General features: G+C 68.9%; 15 protein-coding genes. 7 read left to right on the top strand and 8 right to left on the bottom strand.

The window, feature by feature from the left end:
* Positions 1 to 45: 45 nt before the first annotated feature.
* Positions 46 to 1,437: a DUF1254 domain-containing protein gene (locus T333_RS21315; protein WP_496425773.1), complete on the top strand. Its 1,392-nt coding sequence runs from the start codon at positions 46 to 48 to the stop codon at positions 1,435 to 1,437.
* 455 nt (positions 1,438 to 1,892) lie between these two features.
* Positions 1,893 to 2,531 (top strand): hypothetical protein, encoded by a 639-nt coding sequence (locus T333_RS21310; protein WP_357249902.1) that lies wholly within the window; start codon positions 1,893 to 1,895, stop codon positions 2,529 to 2,531.
* Positions 2,532 to 2,533: 2 nt separating this feature from the next.
* Here the strand turns inward: T333_RS21310 and T333_RS21305 are convergent, their stop codons facing one another.
* From T333_RS21305 to T333_RS21275, 7 genes are all read right to left on the bottom strand, one after another.
* The gene (locus tag T333_RS21305) at positions 2,534 to 4,141 is read right to left on the bottom strand and encodes an ABC transporter permease (protein WP_357249905.1); all 1,608 of its coding nucleotides are present in this window, start codon (positions 4,139 to 4,141) and stop codon (positions 2,534 to 2,536) included.
* Positions 4,138 to 5,052, bottom strand: a complete 915-nt coding sequence (locus T333_RS21300) for an ABC transporter ATP-binding protein (RefSeq protein WP_357249907.1) — start codon at positions 5,050 to 5,052, stop codon at positions 4,138 to 4,140. The genes T333_RS21305 and T333_RS21300 overlap by 4 nt, the downstream gene beginning before the upstream one ends.
* 192 nt (positions 5,053 to 5,244) lie before the next feature.
* Positions 5,245 to 7,050, bottom strand: coding sequence for a sensor histidine kinase (locus T333_RS21295; RefSeq protein WP_496425584.1), 1,806 nt, complete (start codon positions 7,048 to 7,050; stop codon positions 5,245 to 5,247).
* 54 nt (positions 7,051 to 7,104) lie between these two features.
* Positions 7,105 to 8,328, bottom strand: a complete 1,224-nt coding sequence (locus T333_RS21290; protein ID WP_357249913.1) for a globin domain-containing protein — start codon at positions 8,326 to 8,328, stop codon at positions 7,105 to 7,107.
* A gap of 1 nt (position 8,329) precedes the next feature.
* Entirely contained in the window at positions 8,330 to 8,803 is a 474-nt protein-coding gene (locus T333_RS21285; RefSeq protein ID WP_355002919.1) for an RrF2 family transcriptional regulator, read from the bottom strand.
* A gap of 296 nt (positions 8,804 to 9,099) precedes the next feature.
* Entirely contained in the window at positions 9,100 to 10,332 is a 1,233-nt protein-coding gene (locus tag T333_RS21280) for an MFS transporter (protein ID WP_357249917.1), read from the bottom strand.
* Positions 10,333 to 10,423: 91 nt separating this feature from the next.
* The gene (locus tag T333_RS21275) at positions 10,424 to 11,026 is read right to left on the bottom strand and encodes a TetR/AcrR family transcriptional regulator (protein ID WP_496425583.1); all 603 of its coding nucleotides are present in this window, start codon (positions 11,024 to 11,026) and stop codon (positions 10,424 to 10,426) included.
* A gap of 100 nt (positions 11,027 to 11,126) precedes the next feature.
* Here T333_RS21275 and T333_RS21270 point away from each other — a divergent pair, with 100 nt between their 5' ends.
* Both T333_RS21270 and T333_RS21265 read left to right on the top strand, forming a co-directional pair.
* Entirely contained in the window at positions 11,127 to 12,176 is a 1,050-nt protein-coding gene (locus T333_RS21270; protein ID WP_496425582.1) for a Gfo/Idh/MocA family oxidoreductase, read from the top strand.
* Between the two features lie 61 nt (positions 12,177 to 12,237).
* Positions 12,238 to 13,032 carry a M50 family metallopeptidase gene (locus tag T333_RS21265; protein WP_496425581.1) on the top strand — a complete coding sequence of 265 codons (795 nt, stop codon included), beginning with the start codon at positions 12,238 to 12,240 and terminating at the stop codon, positions 13,030 to 13,032.
* Here the strand turns inward: T333_RS21265 and T333_RS21260 are convergent.
* Entirely contained in the window at positions 13,029 to 13,514 is a 486-nt protein-coding gene (locus tag T333_RS21260) for a gluconokinase (RefSeq protein WP_355003091.1), read from the bottom strand. The two genes, T333_RS21265 and T333_RS21260, sit on opposite strands and share 4 nt — an antisense overlap.
* A 142-nt stretch (positions 13,515 to 13,656) precedes the next feature.
* On the opposite strand from T333_RS21260, the gene T333_RS21255 reads away from it, so the two are divergent.
* From T333_RS21255 to T333_RS21245, 3 genes are all read left to right on the top strand, one after another.
* Positions 13,657 to 14,577, top strand: a complete 921-nt coding sequence (locus tag T333_RS21255) for an LLM class F420-dependent oxidoreductase (protein WP_355002924.1) — start codon at positions 13,657 to 13,659, stop codon at positions 14,575 to 14,577.
* Between the two features lie 79 nt (positions 14,578 to 14,656).
* Positions 14,657 to 16,465 carry a serine/threonine-protein kinase gene (locus T333_RS21250; RefSeq protein ID WP_496425580.1) on the top strand — a complete coding sequence of 603 codons (1,809 nt, stop codon included), beginning with the start codon at positions 14,657 to 14,659 and terminating at the stop codon, positions 16,463 to 16,465.
* Positions 16,466 to 16,530: 65 nt separating this feature from the next.
* On the top strand, positions 16,531 to 17,454 hold the full coding sequence (locus tag T333_RS21245; protein WP_496425579.1) for a DUF5995 family protein: 924 nt from the start codon (positions 16,531 to 16,533) through the stop codon (positions 17,452 to 17,454).
* Positions 17,455 to 17,499: the final 45 nt, after the last annotated feature.

The following is a 17,499-nucleotide window of genomic DNA, read 5'->3' as shown; positions in this document are numbered from 1 at the left end:
AGAAACCTGGCGAGTGTAGTCGCCGTCCTCGCTCTGCTCGTCGGCATGCTTTCCGCGTGCGGCAAGAGTGACAGCACCGAGACGGGCGAGCGCTCCGCTGCCGAGCTCGCGGCGGCGGCTGTCGATGCCTACACCTACGCGTACCCGCTGGTGACGATGGAGTACACCCGGCGGGGGTTCACCAACGTCGCGTCTCCCGACGGCAGCCACGCCCCGCAGGGGCAATTCGTCCGCAAACGCGAATATCCGGACGCGCAATTCCGGGGTGTCACCGCCCCCAACGCCGACACCCTGTACACCACGGCATGGTTCGATGTAGCCAAGGAACCGTGGATCGTCAGCGTGCCCGATATGGGTGACCGTTACTACCTGTTGCCGATGCTCGACGGCTGGACCAACGTGTTCGCCTCTCCGGGCAGCCGCACCACCGGCACCAGGGCCCAAACCTTCGCGATCACGGGGCCGAACTGGAAAGGCACCCTGCCCGCCGGTGTCACCGAGTACAAGTCGCCGACCGACATGGTGTGGCTACTCGGTCGTATCTACTCCACCGGTACCCCCGAGGACTACGCGGCCGTGCATGCGTTGCAGGACCGGATCACCGCGGTGCCGCTGTCGTCCTATGGGCAGCCGTACACTCCGCCGCTCGGCACGGTCGACCCGGCGGTCGACATGAAGACCGCCGTCCGCGATCAAGTCAACGCGCTGGACGGGACGTCCTTCTTCGAACTGTTCGCCGACCTGCTCGCGACCAACCCGCCGTCCTCCGACGACGCCGCGATGCTCGCCACACTGGGCGAGCTGGGCATCGTGCCCGGCCGGGACTTCGACGCCACCACACTCGATCCGGCGGTGACCAAAGCCATCGCCGACGCACCGCAATCCGCGCAGGCCAGAATCATGGCCTGGACGAAGGACGGCGTGGCCGCCGGTGACATCTCGTTCCAGAACGGCTGGCTGTTCACCACCGAAACCGGCCAGTACGGCACGCACTACGTCCACCGCGCCTACATCACCGCCATCGGACTGGGTGCCAATCTGCCACAAGACGCCATCTATCCCGTGTCGGAGGGGCCGAGCCCGACGCAGACGTACAGCGGCGCCAACAAATACGTCATGCACTTCGACAAGGGACAACTGCCGCCTGCCAAGGGCTTCTGGTCGCTGACGATGTACGACGCCAACTACTTCTTCGTCGCCAATCCGCTCAACCGATACACCTCGAGCGCGCGCGACCCGCTGAAGGTGAATCCGGACGGTTCGGTCGACCTGTACATCCAGGCCGACTCCCCGGGTGCGGACAAGGAATCGAACTGGCTCCCGGCGCCCAAGGATCGGTTCAACCTCATGTTGCGGATGTTCTGGCCGACAGAGAATTCGCCGTCACTGCTCGACGGAAGCTGGAAAATTCCGGCGGTCGTTCAAGTCGCCGCGTAATCGCTCGCCATACACATCCCCTCGGTAGCTGGATCCTCTACCGGCACCGAGGGGGTACACCCAGAACTTCCTTTCGGCCCGCATCCCACGCGGGCCGACGCTCAACCCTGCCCGAAACCGCAGAAAGAACAATAAAAGCAATGCGCGTCAAGAAGATTCTGCCCGCCGCTCTTATCGCAGGCACGATACTGACGTCCGCGCCAGCGGTCGCAGCACCCGCCGGCGACACCAAGTAGCACACTCCGGGTCCGAGGATTCGTACCGGCGTCGACGGGCAGTCGGCGTCGGTACAACTCGCTCGCCAACAGCGGAGCAGAGTGAAGTGAACGGTAGAGACGCGACGAGCCTGGACGATTCGAGGCAATCGTGATTCCCGGCGCGGGGCCGGAGTCACTAGGGTCCTTGGTCGTAGCGGTTCGAGAGTGCGGCCGGACGGCCGGGGAGGAGTACTACCGATGGGGAATCCGATGCCGCCGGGTCAGCCGGGTGGGTACGGGCCGCAGGGCCAGTCGAATCCGAATCAGGCACACGTGAATCCGCAGCAGAGTCAACCGCATCCCTACGTCGGTCAGCCGTATCCCTACGGCGCACCGCCGCCCGGCGCACCCGCTCCGGTGCCGCACGTACCCGGTTACGGTCCACCGGGCCGACCGGCGAGCGGCGGCGCGATGGAGCGGGTCGCGGGCGGTCTGCTGCTGGTCACCGCGTTGCTCGCCATCGTCTTCCGCGTAACCAACGCGTTCTCCTCGAGTTCACGTTTCTTCTGGTCCGACATCATGCTCGTGCTGATGATCCTGCTCGCGATCCTCACCGGTATCTGCGCGCTCGCCGGGATGGGCGCGCGCTATCCCGTGCTGCGCGCGCTCGCGGCGGTGGCCGCGGGCATGCTCCTGTCCGGCACGGTGGAAGCGACTCTCAACGCCGCACAATTCGAATTCCTCTTCGAGGACACCGTCTGGTTGTCCATCCCGTGCGCGCTCGCCGCCTTCGCCGCCACCCTCGCGACGGTGATCGCCGCCGCGACGTCGCGAACGCCGCCCACACCCGGAATCCCCGGCGGCCAGGGACCGCACCAGTACCCGCCCCCGCGCTAGCGTCAGTATCCGGTGTCGCGGCGACGGAACCCGGCGAATCCGGCGACCAGTCCCGCCGCGGCCACCGAGGTGATCGCCAGTATCGGTGCGGCGGTGACCGTTTCGAGTGGCGCCTTCGGAATGTGTGTGAACGGCGATGCCTTGTCGAACCAGGCGGGTAGGTCGAAGGCCGCCGTGAACAGGAGGGCCACCGCACAGTAGGCGAAGACCGTCCACGCCAGCGGGACAGCCGCCTTCGGCAACCAGCCGCAGCCGATCGTCGCGATCGCGACGATCGTCCAGACCGCGGGCAGGTAGACCAGCGCCGCCCCGGTCATCCGTAGCGGCTGGACGGCGTCGGCGATCGTCAGACCGTAGGACAGCCCGACGCCGAAGCCACCGCAGGCCAGCACGAATCCACCGCCGACCGTCGCGACGGTGAGGTGGCTGGTCAGCCAGTGCGCTCGGCTCACCGGTGCGGCCAGGATCGGCTCCGCGCGGCCCGCGGTCTCCTCCCCGCGGGCACGCAGCACACTGGTGATGCCGAACGCGGCGGCGAGCAGCGCGGTGATCGAAACCGCAAGGGACAGATAGGAATCCACCGCTTCGGTCGCGCCGCCAGGAAGATACGCGGCGATTTCGGGGTTGTCGGTGAGATAGTCCTCGATACTCTCGGCGAACGAACCGTAGGCCGTGCCCAGCGCGAAAACACCTACCGTCCATCCCGCCAGTGACCCGCGTTGCAGCCGCCACGCCAAACCGAGCGGTGACCGCAGCGCCCAGGAGGCACTCGCACGCCCCGTGCCGTAGGGCAGTAGGCCCGCGCCGAAATCACGCCGGTCGAGCAGCAGGAACGCGACAGCGGTGAGTATCGCGGTCGCGGCGGCGAACAGCAGTACCGTCCACCACCGGTCGCCCGCGTACGGGTAACTGCGCTGGCCCCATCCAATGGGCGAAGTCCAGGAGGCCACACCATTGCCGACATCGCCCACGGCACGCGCCACGTACGCGGCCGCCAGAGCGAGCCCGACCGCCCCGTAAACACTGCGCGGGTTCTCGAATACCTGCGCGGCGACGGCGGTGACAGCGGCGAAGGTGACACCGATCCCCGCGGTGACGACCCCGAGCAGCAGCGACCCAGCAACCGGGAGCCCGGTCCCCGCCGCGGCGGCGAAGACCACCAGCGCCACGGCGATATCGGCCAGCCCGGCCACACCGAGCGCGGCGACCGGCGGCGCCCAGCGTCCCACCGGCGCCGAACGCAGCAATTCCGCCCGCCCGGTTTCCTCCTCGGAGCGAGTGTGCCTTCCGATGAGGAACATGTTCAGCAACGCGACCACGACCGCCAGGTAAGCGAAGATCTCGAACACGATTTCCCCGCCGATCGTGTCCAGCAGCCGGGTCGGCCCGGCCATGGCGATGGTGGCCGCGCTGCCGCTCATCGTCTCGCGCAGCTGAGCGAGCTTCTGTGGCGTGTCGTAGAAGCGCTGGCTGGCCAGGGACTGAAAGGCGAGGAGCGCGCCAACGCCGAGCAGCCAGCACGGCAGCGACAGTCGCTCGCGCCAGAGTGCGAACCGCACCAACGTCCCCACACCGGAGATGTTCCTCTGCGGTGTCGCGGAGGCGGTCACGGCTCGTCCTTTCCAGGCTGCACCGGGGCGGGGCCGTAGTGACGCAAGAAGATGTCTTCCACGGTGGGGGGTGTGCTGGTGAGACTGCGCACGCCCAGCTCGGCGAGTATCCGCATCACCGTCTCGAGGTGCGCGGCGTCGACGGCGAGCTTGGTCCGGGTGCCGTTGCGAACGAGATCGTGCACACCCGGTACCGCCTCCAGATCCGTTGCCGCCCTGATGGTCTCGACAGTGATGATGGTGCGGGTCAAATGCCGGAGTTCGGACAGCGTGCCGGATTCCACCGTGCGCCCGCGGCGGATGATGCTCACCCGATCACACAACGCCTCCACCTCCGCGAGAATGTGGCTGGACAGCAGCACGGTCCGGCCCTCGTTCTTCGTCTCGGCGATACAACGCTGGAACTCGGCCTCTTTCAGCGGGTCCAGGCCGACGGTCGGTTCGTCGAGCAGCAGCAATTCCGCATCGGAAGCCAGCGCCGCGACGAGCGCGACCTTCTGCCGGTTGCCTTTGGAATAGGCACGCGCCTTCTGCCGGGGATCGAGATCGAACCTGTCCAGCAGTTCGGCACGACGCCGCGGGTCGATGCCGCCGCGCAGGCGCCCCATCAGATCGATGACCTCGCCACCGGTGATCCCCGGCCACAAGACGACCTCACCGGGCACATAAGCCAGGCGAGCGTGCAGCGCGACCGCGTCGGTCCACGGATCGCCACCGAGCATGCGCACCCTCCCCGAGTCCGCGCGCAACAGCCCCAACAGGATCCGGATCGTCGTCGTCTTGCCCGAACCGTTCGGCCCGAGAAACCCGTGAATTTCACCGGTGCGCACGGTCAGGTCCAAGCCGTCGAGAGCTTTGGCCGCACCGAACGATTTCGTCAAGGCTGTGATCGAGATAGCGGCCTCGGTCATAGCGACATCCGCATCGGTCGCGGCGCCGACAGAGACACGGTCTTGCGCAAAGTCAGCGGCATCAGGTCGAAGTGCATCGCCGTCCTCCCGGTGCGGGCCTCGCGTAGGAACACAATTCTGCCCGTTTCGAGGCCCCGCCGACCCGAATCGATCCGGAAGGCGCCGCCGCGAAGGCAGCAGTTCCGTCCGGAATCAGCGTTCTGTCGTGTCGTCCGGTGTCGTGGGTCGCGGGTTACCGGCGCCGTTCACCGATACCACGGGCAGCGGTACCGACCACCGGATGACGGTGCCGCCGCCAGAGGCTTTGTCGGCGCTGAAGCTGCCGCCTTCGCGGGTCCGGGCGGCCATGTTCGCCAGGCCGCTCCGGCGGGAGAGTTCGTCGGGCAGGCCGATGCCGTTGTCGGTGACTTCCAGGACGACGTCGTCGCCGATGGCGATCTTGACCGACACTGCCGTGGCTCGGGCGTGGCGCACCACATTGCTCAACCCCTCGCGCAGCACCGCTTCCAGGTCGTCGAACATGGCGGGGGTCAGTACCGATACCGGTCCGGCCATGCGGATGGAGGTGCGCAGGTCGGTGTCGGCGGTCATTTCCGCGACCACGGCGTGCAGGCGTTTGCGCAGGACCGGCGCCTCGGCGGCGGTGCTGGAGTGCAGGTCGAAGATCGAGTGGCGAATGTCCTGGACGATGGTTTGGACATCGTTGATGGTGTCGGTGAGGCGGGCTTTGATCTCTGGCGTGCGGGCGCGGGCCACGGTGCCTTGCAGGGAGAGCCCGACGGCGAAGAGCCGCTGGATGACGTGGTCGTGCAGGTCGCGGGCGATGCGGTCGCGTTCGGAGACCACGTCGAGTTCGCGCATGCGGCGCTGGGTGTTGGACAGCTCCAACGCCAGCGCCGCCTGGTCGGCGAAGCCGCTCATCATCGAATGCCCCGCCGCGTCGAGTGCGGGCACCTCGGCCGAACGCAGGATGGTCAGCACGCCGATGACCGACTGCCCCGCCCGCAGCGGCAAGGTCAGCGCGGCACCGTACTTTCCTGGCGAATCGAGCTCCGCGACACCGCCGGGTTCCGCGGCGGGCACGTACTGCTGGTCACGGAACGCCGCGCCCGTGCGGGACCCGTGCACCGGAATCCGCTGTCCGACGAGTTGCTGGGCGTCGAGCCCGGCCGCCGACACGACCACCAGTTCGCCGACGTCCTCCGAGGGCATGTCCGGGTCCTCGGGCAAGGCGAGATAGGCACACGCCGACGCGGTCACCGTCAACGCGCGTGCGGTGATCAGTTCGAGGACTTCGTCGGGGTCTCCGCCGGCCAGCACGACCGTCGCCACATCCTGCGTCGCTTCCAACCATTGCTGGCGGATCCGCGATGCCTCGTAGAGGCGGGCGTTGGCGATGGCGATGCCCGCCGCGGCCGCCAACGCTTGCACGACGACCTCGTCGTCCTCGGTGAACTCCAGGCCACCGGCCTTCTCGGTGAGATACAGGTTGCCGAAGATCTCGTCACGGACCTGGACCGGGACGCCGAGGAAGGTCTTCATCGGCGGGTGATGAGCGGGGAAGCCCACCGAGGACGGATGGGCGGACATGTCCGCCAACCGGATCGGTTTGGGCTGTTCGAACAACAACCCCAGCACCCCGTGCCCGCGCGGCAGATCACCGATCAGCACGCGCGTGCGGTCATCGATGCCTTCGTAGACGAACTCCACCAGCTGGTGGGAGTTCTTGTCGGTCTCGCGGACACCGAGCGCACCGTAGCGGGCATCGACCAACTCGATCGCGGCGTGCACGATCGTGCGCAGCGTGTTGTCCAGGTCCAAGCCCGCGGTGACCACCAGCATCGCCTCGATGAGCCGGTCCATCTGGTCACGCACACCCACGATCTCCGCGATGCGCTCCTGGACCTCACCCAGCAGCTCCCGCAGCCGTGATTGGGCCAGGGCTCCGATGACGGGAGACCTGTCGTCGGAGCCGTCGTCGGCCGATGGACCTCGCATACCCAGCATTCTGGCACCCCCGCACCACCGCGATGGCGCGATACCCACCACCGCCTACGCCGGGGCGGCCGCCCAGCTGTCCGGCCCGAAGACTTCGTAGTGGATGTTCCCGGCGGCGACGCCCTTGCCCAGTAGCGCCTCGCGCATGCCGAGCATGAAAGGCAGTGGCCCGCAGAGGTATACGTGGGTGTTCTCGGCGATGGTGATCTCGCCGAGGTCGGCGCGGCCTTCCCGGAGTCCGTCTTCGGGGCGGCGGGCGCCGAGGTCCTCGTACCACCGGTGCATGATCGCCAACGGCAGCCGGTCGACGAGCTCGGCCAGCTCGGCGCGGTGGGCGTGGCTGGCGGGCGCGCGATCGGCGTGGATCACCGAGATCGAGCGCGGGTCGGCGGTGTCGGCGAGGTGGCTGAGCATGCCCATCATCGGGGTGCATCCGATACCCGCCGAGATCAGCAGCAGCGGCGCGTCGTCGTCTTGCAGGACGAGATCACCGAACGGGGTGGTGACGTCGAGCACGTCGCCTTCGAAGACGTTGCGGTACAAGAAGTTCGACACTTCACCGGCCGGGGCGACCGAGCCGTCCGGCAGAGTGTGCGCGTCGACCCGCTTGACGGTGATGCGCCAGTCCCCGCTCGACGGCGCCGAGGACAGGCTGTACTGACGGATCTGACGCGCACCGTCCGCAAGGTGAACGCCCACCGACAAGTACTGCCCCGGCGAAAAGGACGGCAGCGGCGCGCCATCGAGGGAGGTGAGCACGAAAGAGACCGCGTCGGCCGACTCGTGGCGACGCTCGCGCACACGCACCTGCCGCCACACGTCACCGTCGGCGACACCCGCGGCCCGGTACAGCCCGGCTTCCATCGCGATCAGCGTCTCGGCCATCAGCCAGTACACCTCGTCCCACGCCGCGGCGACCTCGGCGGTGACAGCGTCACCGAGAACCGCCACGATGGCCTCGAACAGATACTTGTGCACGATCTGGTACTGCGCGGGCTGAATTCCCAAGGAGGCGTGCTTGTTCGCGATCCGCGACAAGATCAGGTCGACACGAGCCTGATCGGGTTCCAGTTGCAGCGCGGCGAAGGCCGCGATGGCGCCGGCGAGCGCCTTCTGCTGCCCGCCCTGCTTCTGGTTGCCGCGATTGAACAGGTCGCGTTCGAGTTCGGGATGGGCGGCGAACATCTTGCGGTAGAACAGCGTCGTGATGTCCTCGATAGCGGCGCCCACCGCGGGCAGGGTGGCGCGGATGGTCTCCGTCGTGGTCGCCGAGAGCATGTCATTCTCCATTCGTCGCGGAAATCTCGGAGCTCGTCTCGCCCACCCGAGGTAGAGCGAGAAGTACTGTGCGCGTGGGAGTTCGGGTGAGGTCTTCGATGGTGAGGGCGTCGAGGGACTCGAAGAAGGCTTCCTGGGCACGGCGCAACGCCGAGCGCAGCAGGCAGCCCGCCCGCAGCGGACACGGATGGGCACCCTCGCATTCGACGACTTCACCCTCGCCTTCGAGACGACGCACCAGCCAGCCGACCGAAGCGGTGCGCCCGAGCTCGGTGATGGCCAGACCGCCGCTGCGCCCGCGGCGCGCGTCCACGACCCCGAGTTCGCCGAGCCGGGTGATCACTTTCGCCACGTGGGCGTAGGACACCGCCAGCTCGTCGGCGATCTCGCGGCTACCGGGACGATCACCATCGCCGACCACCGCGAGTCGCATGACGACTCGCAGTCCGAGGTCGGTGAACCGGGTGAGTTGCATGCCCCGAACCTACGATAATTCGCATCCCGGATACCAATTTTGTGAGCGGGATAACCAGGGGGTTCCCGGCGCAGTGGTGCGAGTCGCACTCGTGTGCCGCCGGTCGGGTAGCGGGGTGATCGGGAGGGCGCGCAGCAGCCATAGTGCTTAGAGGATGGTCCTGTGCGGCCGTGGGTGACCAGGGCCGGGATGCCCCACCGCGAAGGACTTTGTGCCCGGATGGCCGTCAGCCCAGTGGCACGGCTTCGAGGGCATCGCGAAAGGTCGCGAGCGCGCCGGGTAGCTAGCCGGCCGGGTCAGCCCCGAGGTGTGGCGCCGGTCCGATCTCGCGGATCTTGTTCTCCGTGGATCGAAAGACCAAGGGCGGTCGGGAGTTCGGTCACGACGGCGAGCCCCGCGACGACGATCGCGGCTCCGACGACGAGCAGCGCGACCCGGAGGTCGAATGCGCCGGTCAGTGCGCCCGCGATCGCGGGACCAGCCATGAGCCCGGCACCGTAGGCGAGATTGAACAAGGTGTAGGCGCCGCCAAGGGCGGGTGGCTGGGTCTGCTGTCCTTGGAACCCGATCAGGGTCGTGCCCGGCGCCGAGAGCAACGCCGTCGCCGCTCCGAGCAGGATCATCGCGACGATCACCTGCCATCGCTGGGCGCCGAGGGCCAGCAGCGCCAAGCCCGCGGTGGCGACGAGGATGCCGGTGGTGACGAGCAAGCGGGCGTCGATCTTGCCGATCAGCGCACCGACGATCGGGTTGAGGGTGGCGCCGACGAGGACGGTCAGCCCGAACAACAGACCGATGCCCACCGGGCCGGTGTCGAAGGATCGGGTCAGGTGCAGCGGGAGCACCGGCTCGACCGCGGCGATCATCGCGGCGCTGATCAGCACCACCACGACGACCGGAATCGTGCCGGGTACCCGCAGCACCGCCAGCGGCCCGGTGGGATCGTCCGTCCCGACATGATCGACCCGGACGAACACCACGCGCGCGATACCGTCGACGACCGCGAGTCCAGCGGCGAGCAAGAACGGAACAACGGTGCCGAAGTGCTCGACCAGCAGTCCGCCGACCGGGGGCCCGGCGAGGATGCCGACGCTGATCATGCTCATCGCCGCGCCCATCACCGGTCCGCGTTTGGCCAACGGCACCGTGGCAGCGATCAGCGACAGGCTCGCCACCCATGCCATGCCCGCGGCCAACCCTTGCAGCGTGCGGCCGACGAGCAGCAACCAGAACGGCGCGCCGAACGCGAAAAGCACTGTAGCAGCGGCCAGCCCGAACAAGCCGATCAACAGCGGCATACGCGGACCGTGCCGGTCGACGAGCGCTCCGGCCACCGGTGTGGCCAACAGCATCGCGGCGGCGTAGCTGGCGAACAGCAACCCGGTCGCCGCCGGGCCGGCGTCCACGGTCGCCGACAACAGCGGCAATACCGGGATCGCCAGGCCGTAGATGAACATATCGGTGAACAGAGCAAGGCACGCGACGATCACCGCCGCGGTCGAAGAATTATCGCTCGGACGAGCAGACACTGAAGTTGCCTTCCTGCAACGCGACCCGCTTCCGGCGGGTCGCTCGAATCCGGCGCGCGGATGCGGCCGGATGGGTATGGGTCCGGTCGGTTCAGGCCACCAGACCGTGGACGCAGGCGGTGGCCAGCCCGTGCGCGCCCGCGGCATCGGCGGGCAGCGACTCGGGTTGGGTCGCCGCGGTCATCGTCAATCCGTGGATCAGGGTCACGAGCGCGATCACCGCGACATCGGCGGTGACGCCGGGACGAAAGACCGTGTCGGTCAACGCCTCCCGGATCCCGTCCTCCCACGCCGACATCCCGCGCCGCTTGGCCGCCAGCCCCGCTTCGAGCGCGACCGCCTGGGGCGCCACGATCGTGGACACGATCGCCAACCGCCGGAACCGGTCGTCACCGGTCAACGCGAGCACATAACCGGACACGAATCCGACCAGCCGCTCCGCTCCCGGGATGTCGGCGGCGGCGAGAGCTCCCAACAACGGCGCGGCGGCATCGGCCCAGCCTTCGTCCAGCGCCGCCGTCAGCAACGACACCTTGTCGGGAAAGTGGTGATGAACAGCACCACGGGTCACCCCCGCCCGCGCCCCGACACCGACGAATGTCGTTCGCTCCCAACCCAGCTCGGCGAACGACGCCAAGCCAGCCGCCAGAATGCTCGCCCGCGTCTCCCGCGCTTCGACCACCGATCGCTTCATGGGATACATGTAAGCATGTATGTATAACTTGTCAAGAGCTTCACCGCGTGGTCCCGGTAGGCGCGGGTTGGCTGCTGTCTGTGGCGGTAGCGTCGGGAGGATGAGCAGCCTGGAGGTGGCAGTCGTCGGATACGGCTTGGCCGGTGCGGTGTTCCATGCGCCGCTGATCGCCGCGGAACCCCGGATGCGGGTGGCGGCGGTGGTCACCGGGTCGGCGGAACGCGCCGAGCAGGCCCGCCGCGCGCACGACGGGGTGCGGGTCCTCTCCGATGTCGACGCGCTGTTCGAGGACATCCGCGGCATCGACCTGGTGGTCGTCGCGACGCCCAACCGCACCCATGCGCGGCTGGCCGCGCGGGCGTTGGACGCGGGGATTCCGGTGGTGGTGGACAAGCCGTTCGCCGTCACCGTCGACGAGGCCGAGGAGGTGGTGGCGCACGCCGAACGGGCGGGTGTCGCGCTGTCGGTCTTCCAGAATCGGCGCTGGGACGGCGATTTCCGGACGGTCCGCGAGCTGGTCGAGGGCGGCGGGCTCGGCGCGGTGCGGCGCTTCGAGTCTCGGTTCGAGCGGTGGCGTCCGGTGCCGAAGGGCGGCTGGCGTGAGATCGGCACCGCCGCCGACGGCGCGGGAATTCTCTTCGATCTCGGCAGTCACCTGGTCGATCAGGCGCTGACGCTGTTCGGCCCGGTCCGCTCGGTGTACGGCGAGCTGGATCGTCGCCGCCCCGGCATCCAGACCGACGACGACGTCTTCCTCGCGCTGACCCACGAGAACGGTGTTCGCTCGCACCTGTGGATGAGCGCGGTCGCGCCCCAGCTCGGTCCGCGCTTCCGGGTGCTCGGCGCGGACGCCGGATACGTCACCTACGGGCTCGACCCGCAGGAAGACGCGTTGCGCGCGGGTCGCGACCCGCGCGAGGACGATTGGGGCACGGTCGAATCCGAGCGGTGGGGATTGCTCGGCGCCGAACCGGATCTCGCACCGCACCCGACGCTGGCGGGCGACTACCCGGCCTTCTACGCCGAGATGGCCGCCGCGATCCTGGACGGCGCGCCGGTCCCCGTCGACCCGCGCGACGCCGTCGCGGCGCTTCGGGTGCTCGCGGCGGCCCGCCGATCGGCCGAGTCCGGGACCGCGCGACTCCTCTGAACACCGCCGAGGGGCATTCGTCCCCGATGCGGCCGCGGCGCGCGACCGATAGGGTGCGGCGGTGAACACCGCCGAACTGGTCGACCGCGGCGCCTCCATCGCGGATCGACTCACCACCACGCAGACCCCACCACCTTGGCAATTGGTCGTCGTCACGGGGGTGGCGGCGCTGGTGCTCGTCGGCTACGGACCGCTGTGGCGGCTCACCCGCAACGTCGTCACCATCGCGCACGAGGGCGGGCACGCGTTGAGCGCGCTGCTCACCGGCCGCAGGCTCAACAGCATCACGCTGCACTCCGACACCTCGGGGCTGACCGTCTCCAGCGGAAAACCCTACGGCCCGGGCATGATTCTCACCGCCACGGCGGGCTACCCCGCGCCGCCGCTGCTCGGATTGGGTTTCGCCGCGCTGCTCGGCGCGGATCGCATCACGCTGATGCTGTGGACCTCCATCGCGCTGCTCGCCGCCGTGCTGATCAAGGTCCGCAACATCTACGGGCTTTTCACGGTCTTCGCGGTGGGCGCGACGGTGTTCGCGGTGTCCTGGTTCGGCACCGACACGGTGCAGGCCGCGTTCGCCTATCTCGCCGCGTGGTTCCTGCTGCTCGCCGGTCTTCGTCCGGTCATCGAGATGCAGCGCGGGCGAGTGCACCGCTGGCGACAGCCGGGGAACGTCGACTCCGATGCCGATCAGCTGGCCCGGCTCACCCACCTTCCCGGGCTGCTGTGGGTGCTGTTCTTCGGAGTGGTCGCGGTCGCCGCGCTGGTCGTGGGCGGTGGGCTGATGCTGTCGGACGCGACGGGGATCTGTCTGCCGGTGGTGTCGGGGGAATGCGCGCCGCCCGCCGTGCGCTAGGCGGGCCGACCGCTGTCCAGGACCGCGATCGTCTCCCGGACCAGGTCCGCGGGCGCGCGGGTCGCGTCGACGACGATGCCGCGCTCGTCGGCGGCGAGCGGTTCCAGGGCGGCGAGCTGGGAGTCGAGCAGGCTCGGCGGCATGAAATGGTCGCGGCGCGTGGACATCCGGCGGGCCAGCTCCTCGCGGGTCGCCGTCAGGTGCAGGAACAGAACGTCGGGCGCGGCCGCCCGCATCCGATCCCGATAATCGCGCTTCAGCGCCGAGCAGCTGACTACGCCGCCGCGGCCCGACTGTTCGGCCAGCCAGGCGGCGATGCGGTCCAGCCAGGGGGCGCGGTCGACGTCGGTGAGCGGTTCGCCCGCCCGCATCTTGGCGACGTTGGCGGGCGGGTGGAAGTCGTCGCCCTCGGCGAACTCGACGCGCAACGCGTGCGCGAGCCGGTCACCGACGGTCGACTTGCCGGATCCGGCGACGCCCATGACGACGACGCGCGGGGCTCGGGCTTCGGTCACGGATGTCCTCCTCGACGACGCGGCGGCTCGCAGCCGACCCTAGTGGTATCGACCACTCCCGGGGGTCCGCGGTCCGAGGCGCGCACATGCCTCGGGCACGATGGATGTCATGAAACTGCGCATCTTCACCGAGCCGCAGCAGGGCGCGGACTACGACACCCTGCTGAACGTCGCGAAAGCTGCGGAGGACTTGGAGTTCGACGCGTTCTTCCGCTCCGACCACTATCTGGCGATGGGCGACTCCGACGGTCTGCCCGGTCCCACCGACGCCTGGATCACCCTCGCCGGTCTGGCCAGGGAGACCCGCCGGATCCGCCTCGGCACGCTGGTCACCGCGGCCACCTTCCGGCTGCCCGGCCCGCTGGCGATCCAGGTCGCGCAGGTGGATCAGATGTCCGGCGGCCGAGTCGAGCTCGGGCTCGGCAGCGGCTGGTTCGCCGAGGAACACGCCGCCTACGGCATCCCGTTCCCGTCCGACAAGTTCGCGCGCTTCGAAGAACAGCTCGCGATCGTCACCGGTCTCTGGGCGACCAAGCCCGGTGACACTTTCAGCTTCGAGGGCAAGCACTACCAGCTCACCGACTCCCCCGCGCTGCCCAAGCCGGTGCAGGATCCAGTGCCGGTGCTCATCGGCGGCCACGGCGCCACCCGCACGCCGCGGCTGGCCGCCCAGTACGCGAGCGAGTTCAACATGCCGTTCGCCTCGCTGGAGGACAGCGCCCGCCAGTTCGAGCGGGTCCGCGCCGCGGCGGAGACCTACGGGCGGCGCGCCGACGAGCTGGTGTACTCCAACGCGCTGGTGGTTTGCGTCGGCGCGAGCGATGCCGAGGTGGCCCGCCGCGCCGCGGCCATCGGCCGCGAGGTGGACGAGCTGAAGACCAACGGTCTGGCGGGCTCGCCCGACGAGGTGGTCGACAAGATCGGCCGCTACGCCGAGATCGGCGCGGGCCGAATCTATCTACAGATCCTGGATCTCGACGACCTGGCGCACCTGGAACTCATCGCGGACAAGGTCAAGTCCCAGCTCTGATACCCGCGCGGCGCGGCTGCCCGTCGAAATGGGGTCGCCGCGCCGTTCGGGTTGCCGGGTGACGGTCGGTAGCCTTTCGATGTTCGACCATTCGAAGGGAACCGACTTCGCGATGCAACCGCTCGGCATGGACGATCCGCGACGGATCGGCGACTACCGGATCCTCGGCGTGCTCGGCGCAGGTGGAATGGGCCGGGTCTATCTCGGGCGCAACGCGGGCGGGCGCACCGTCGCGGTGAAGGTGATCCGACCGGATCTGGTGGGCGGCGACGAGTTCCGCACCCGGTTCCGGCGCGAGGTCGCGGCGGCACGGCGGGTCGGCGGACAGTTCACCGCGCCGGTGCTCGACGCCGACGTGGACGCCGACCCGCCCTGGCTGGCAACGGGATACGTCGCGGGGTTCGCGCTGTCGGAGGCGGTGGAACGGTTCGGCACTTTCACCGAGCCCACTCTGCTGGTGCTGGCCCGCGGCCTGGCCGAAGCGCTGATCGCGGTGCACGAGGCCGGGGTGGTCCATCGCGATCTGAAGCCTTCCAACGTGCTGCTCGCGGTGGACGGGCCGAAGGTGATCGATTTCGGTATCGCGCGCGCCGTCGAGGACACCGCGCTCACCACCACCGGAAAGGTCATCGGCTCACCGGGTTTCATGTGCCCGGAGCAGGTGACCGGCGAACCAGTCGGTCCGGCGAGCGATGTCTTCGCGCTCGGCGGCGTGCTGGCCTTCGCGGCCGCCGGACACGGGCCGTTCGGCACGGGCGAGACGGTGCACATGCTGTGGCGCATCGTGTACGAGGACCCGCGGCTCGACGCCGTGCCGGAGCGGGTCCGGCCGCTCGTCGCGGCTTGCCTCACAAAGGATCCCGCCGCCCGGCCGACGCCCCGGCAGCTGCTGGACGAATTGGCCGCGCTCGGTGTGCCGGAGCGGGCCGGATGGTTGCCTCCTCCGGTGCTGGAAGAGGTGAGCGTGCGCGCGGTGCGGTTGCTCGATCTGGATTCCGGGCCGGTGCAGTTGGGTGAGTGGTCGCAGACCGCACTGTCGTCGGAAGGCGGGCAAGGTTTCGGCGGCTGGCGACAAGGGGATTCGGCCGTGCGCGGGGATACGTCGTCGGCCGGCTCGTATCCGCAAGCCCCCGGGAGTCGACAGCCTTGGCAGTATTCCGGACCGAGCGACGCCGCTCCTGCGCAGTGGCAGCACCCGGCAACGCCTGCGCCGCAGTGGCAGCGCATGGATTCGTCACCGCATCGAGTGCACGGGGATCACGCGGAATCTCGGTCGCACCAAGGTTGGCAGCCCGCCGCCTCACGACCGGGACCCGCTCCGGCACAGAGTTCGATTCCGCACCAGCAGCACACGGGCGCCAATTCGGGAGGCGCGCGGGTTAGCCGCCGCGGTCCACTGCTGGCCGGACTGTTGGTGGTTTGCGTGGTGGTCGCGATCGGCGCGTTCGTCATCGGTGGTCAGCTGCGCGGGAACTCCGACACCGGCGGTGGCGGCACGACCACGGTCGCAAGCGGAACCACCGAGGCGGGGGCCTCCGTATCGAATGTGCCCACGGCCTTCGTCGGCGCCTGGCGCGGCAGCGCCGCGGACGGCCTCGTCACCTTCGACATCGAATTGACCATCAAGGAAGGCGAAGTCGGCGCGGAGGTCGCCACCTCGTCGAACACCGGCAAGGTGTCCCGGCAGCGCTGCGGGCGGATCGAACGACTCACCGCCGCCACCGAAACTCAGCTCACCTTCGTCGCGCGGCTCAGCGCCGACAGTCCCACCGACTGCGTCGACGACGGCTCCATCTCGACGGTGCGGCTGCAATCGGACGGTTCGCTGTCCTACAGCACGCCCGGCGTGTTCGGCGGCACCATCGCGGGCACGCTGCACAAGGGCTGACGCAATCCGCTTCGGTGGGCTGTTTCGGTTAGGCTTTGGGCTGCTCCAGCTTTGACGGAGGACGGATGAATTCGCCGAGCACGCGTGTCGTCGACCGGATCGTTCCCTTGCGCGCCTTGGTGTTCGCGCTGGCGCTCGTCGCCGCATTGGTGGCGGGCCTGCCAACGCCGTCGGCCGCGCACGCGTACTCGCTCGACACCGCCTGCGGCACACCGTTGTCCGCCGACGCGATCGACACCATCATCGAACTCTCCGACACGACCGCGTTGACCGGTACGTCCATGCAACGGCTGGAAGCGGCGGTCGACAACCATCACCGCATCGCCGAGATCCTCGTCGAGCACGGGGACCGGCGCGGACTGCTCGCGCTGGGACTCGACATCGTCGAGCAGTCCGCCGTGATGCCGCTGCAACGCGACCCCGCCGCCTTCGACGATCGCGAGTGGGCGCACAACATCAGCCTCGACCTGCTGTCCCGCTTCCTGCGCGCCGTACACGCCGAATTCACCGGCGCCGCAGCGGAACCGCAGTGGGCGCACTACTTCGCGCTGACCAAGCAGTGCCACCTGTCCGCGGCCCGGGTGGCGATGGCGGGCTACAACGCCCACCTCACCGTCGACCTCTCACTCTCCGTCGCCGCGGTGCGCGGCACCACCGCCAACGGACCCGACTACTTCCGCATCGTCGACGCGATCGCGACGAACGGCTTCCTCCTCGTCGACGCCACGAAGGCGACCTACGGCGGCGACCTCGGCCCACTCTGGCGCTTCTACTTCCTCGGCGAAGGTCTCGACGCCGTGCTCGGCGCGGGCGTGGCGACCGTCCCCCGTCTTCGCCTCGCCGACGCCGGCGCCAACGTCGTCATCTTCGGCAACGGCCTCGCCCTCCAAGACCCCGCCCTCGCCCCTACCGTCCGCACCGAGATGGACCTCCTCTGGCGCACCGCCGACACCGCCTTCGAAGTCCTCGCTGCCCTCGACGCCCTCTGACCAGACCGAAAGCCGGTCTCGTACAAGGTCCACACACTTCGCGGT

The organism is Nocardia sp. CNS-044 (assembly GCF_059570515.1).
This window is presented reverse-complemented; position numbering and strand designations above follow the sequence as displayed.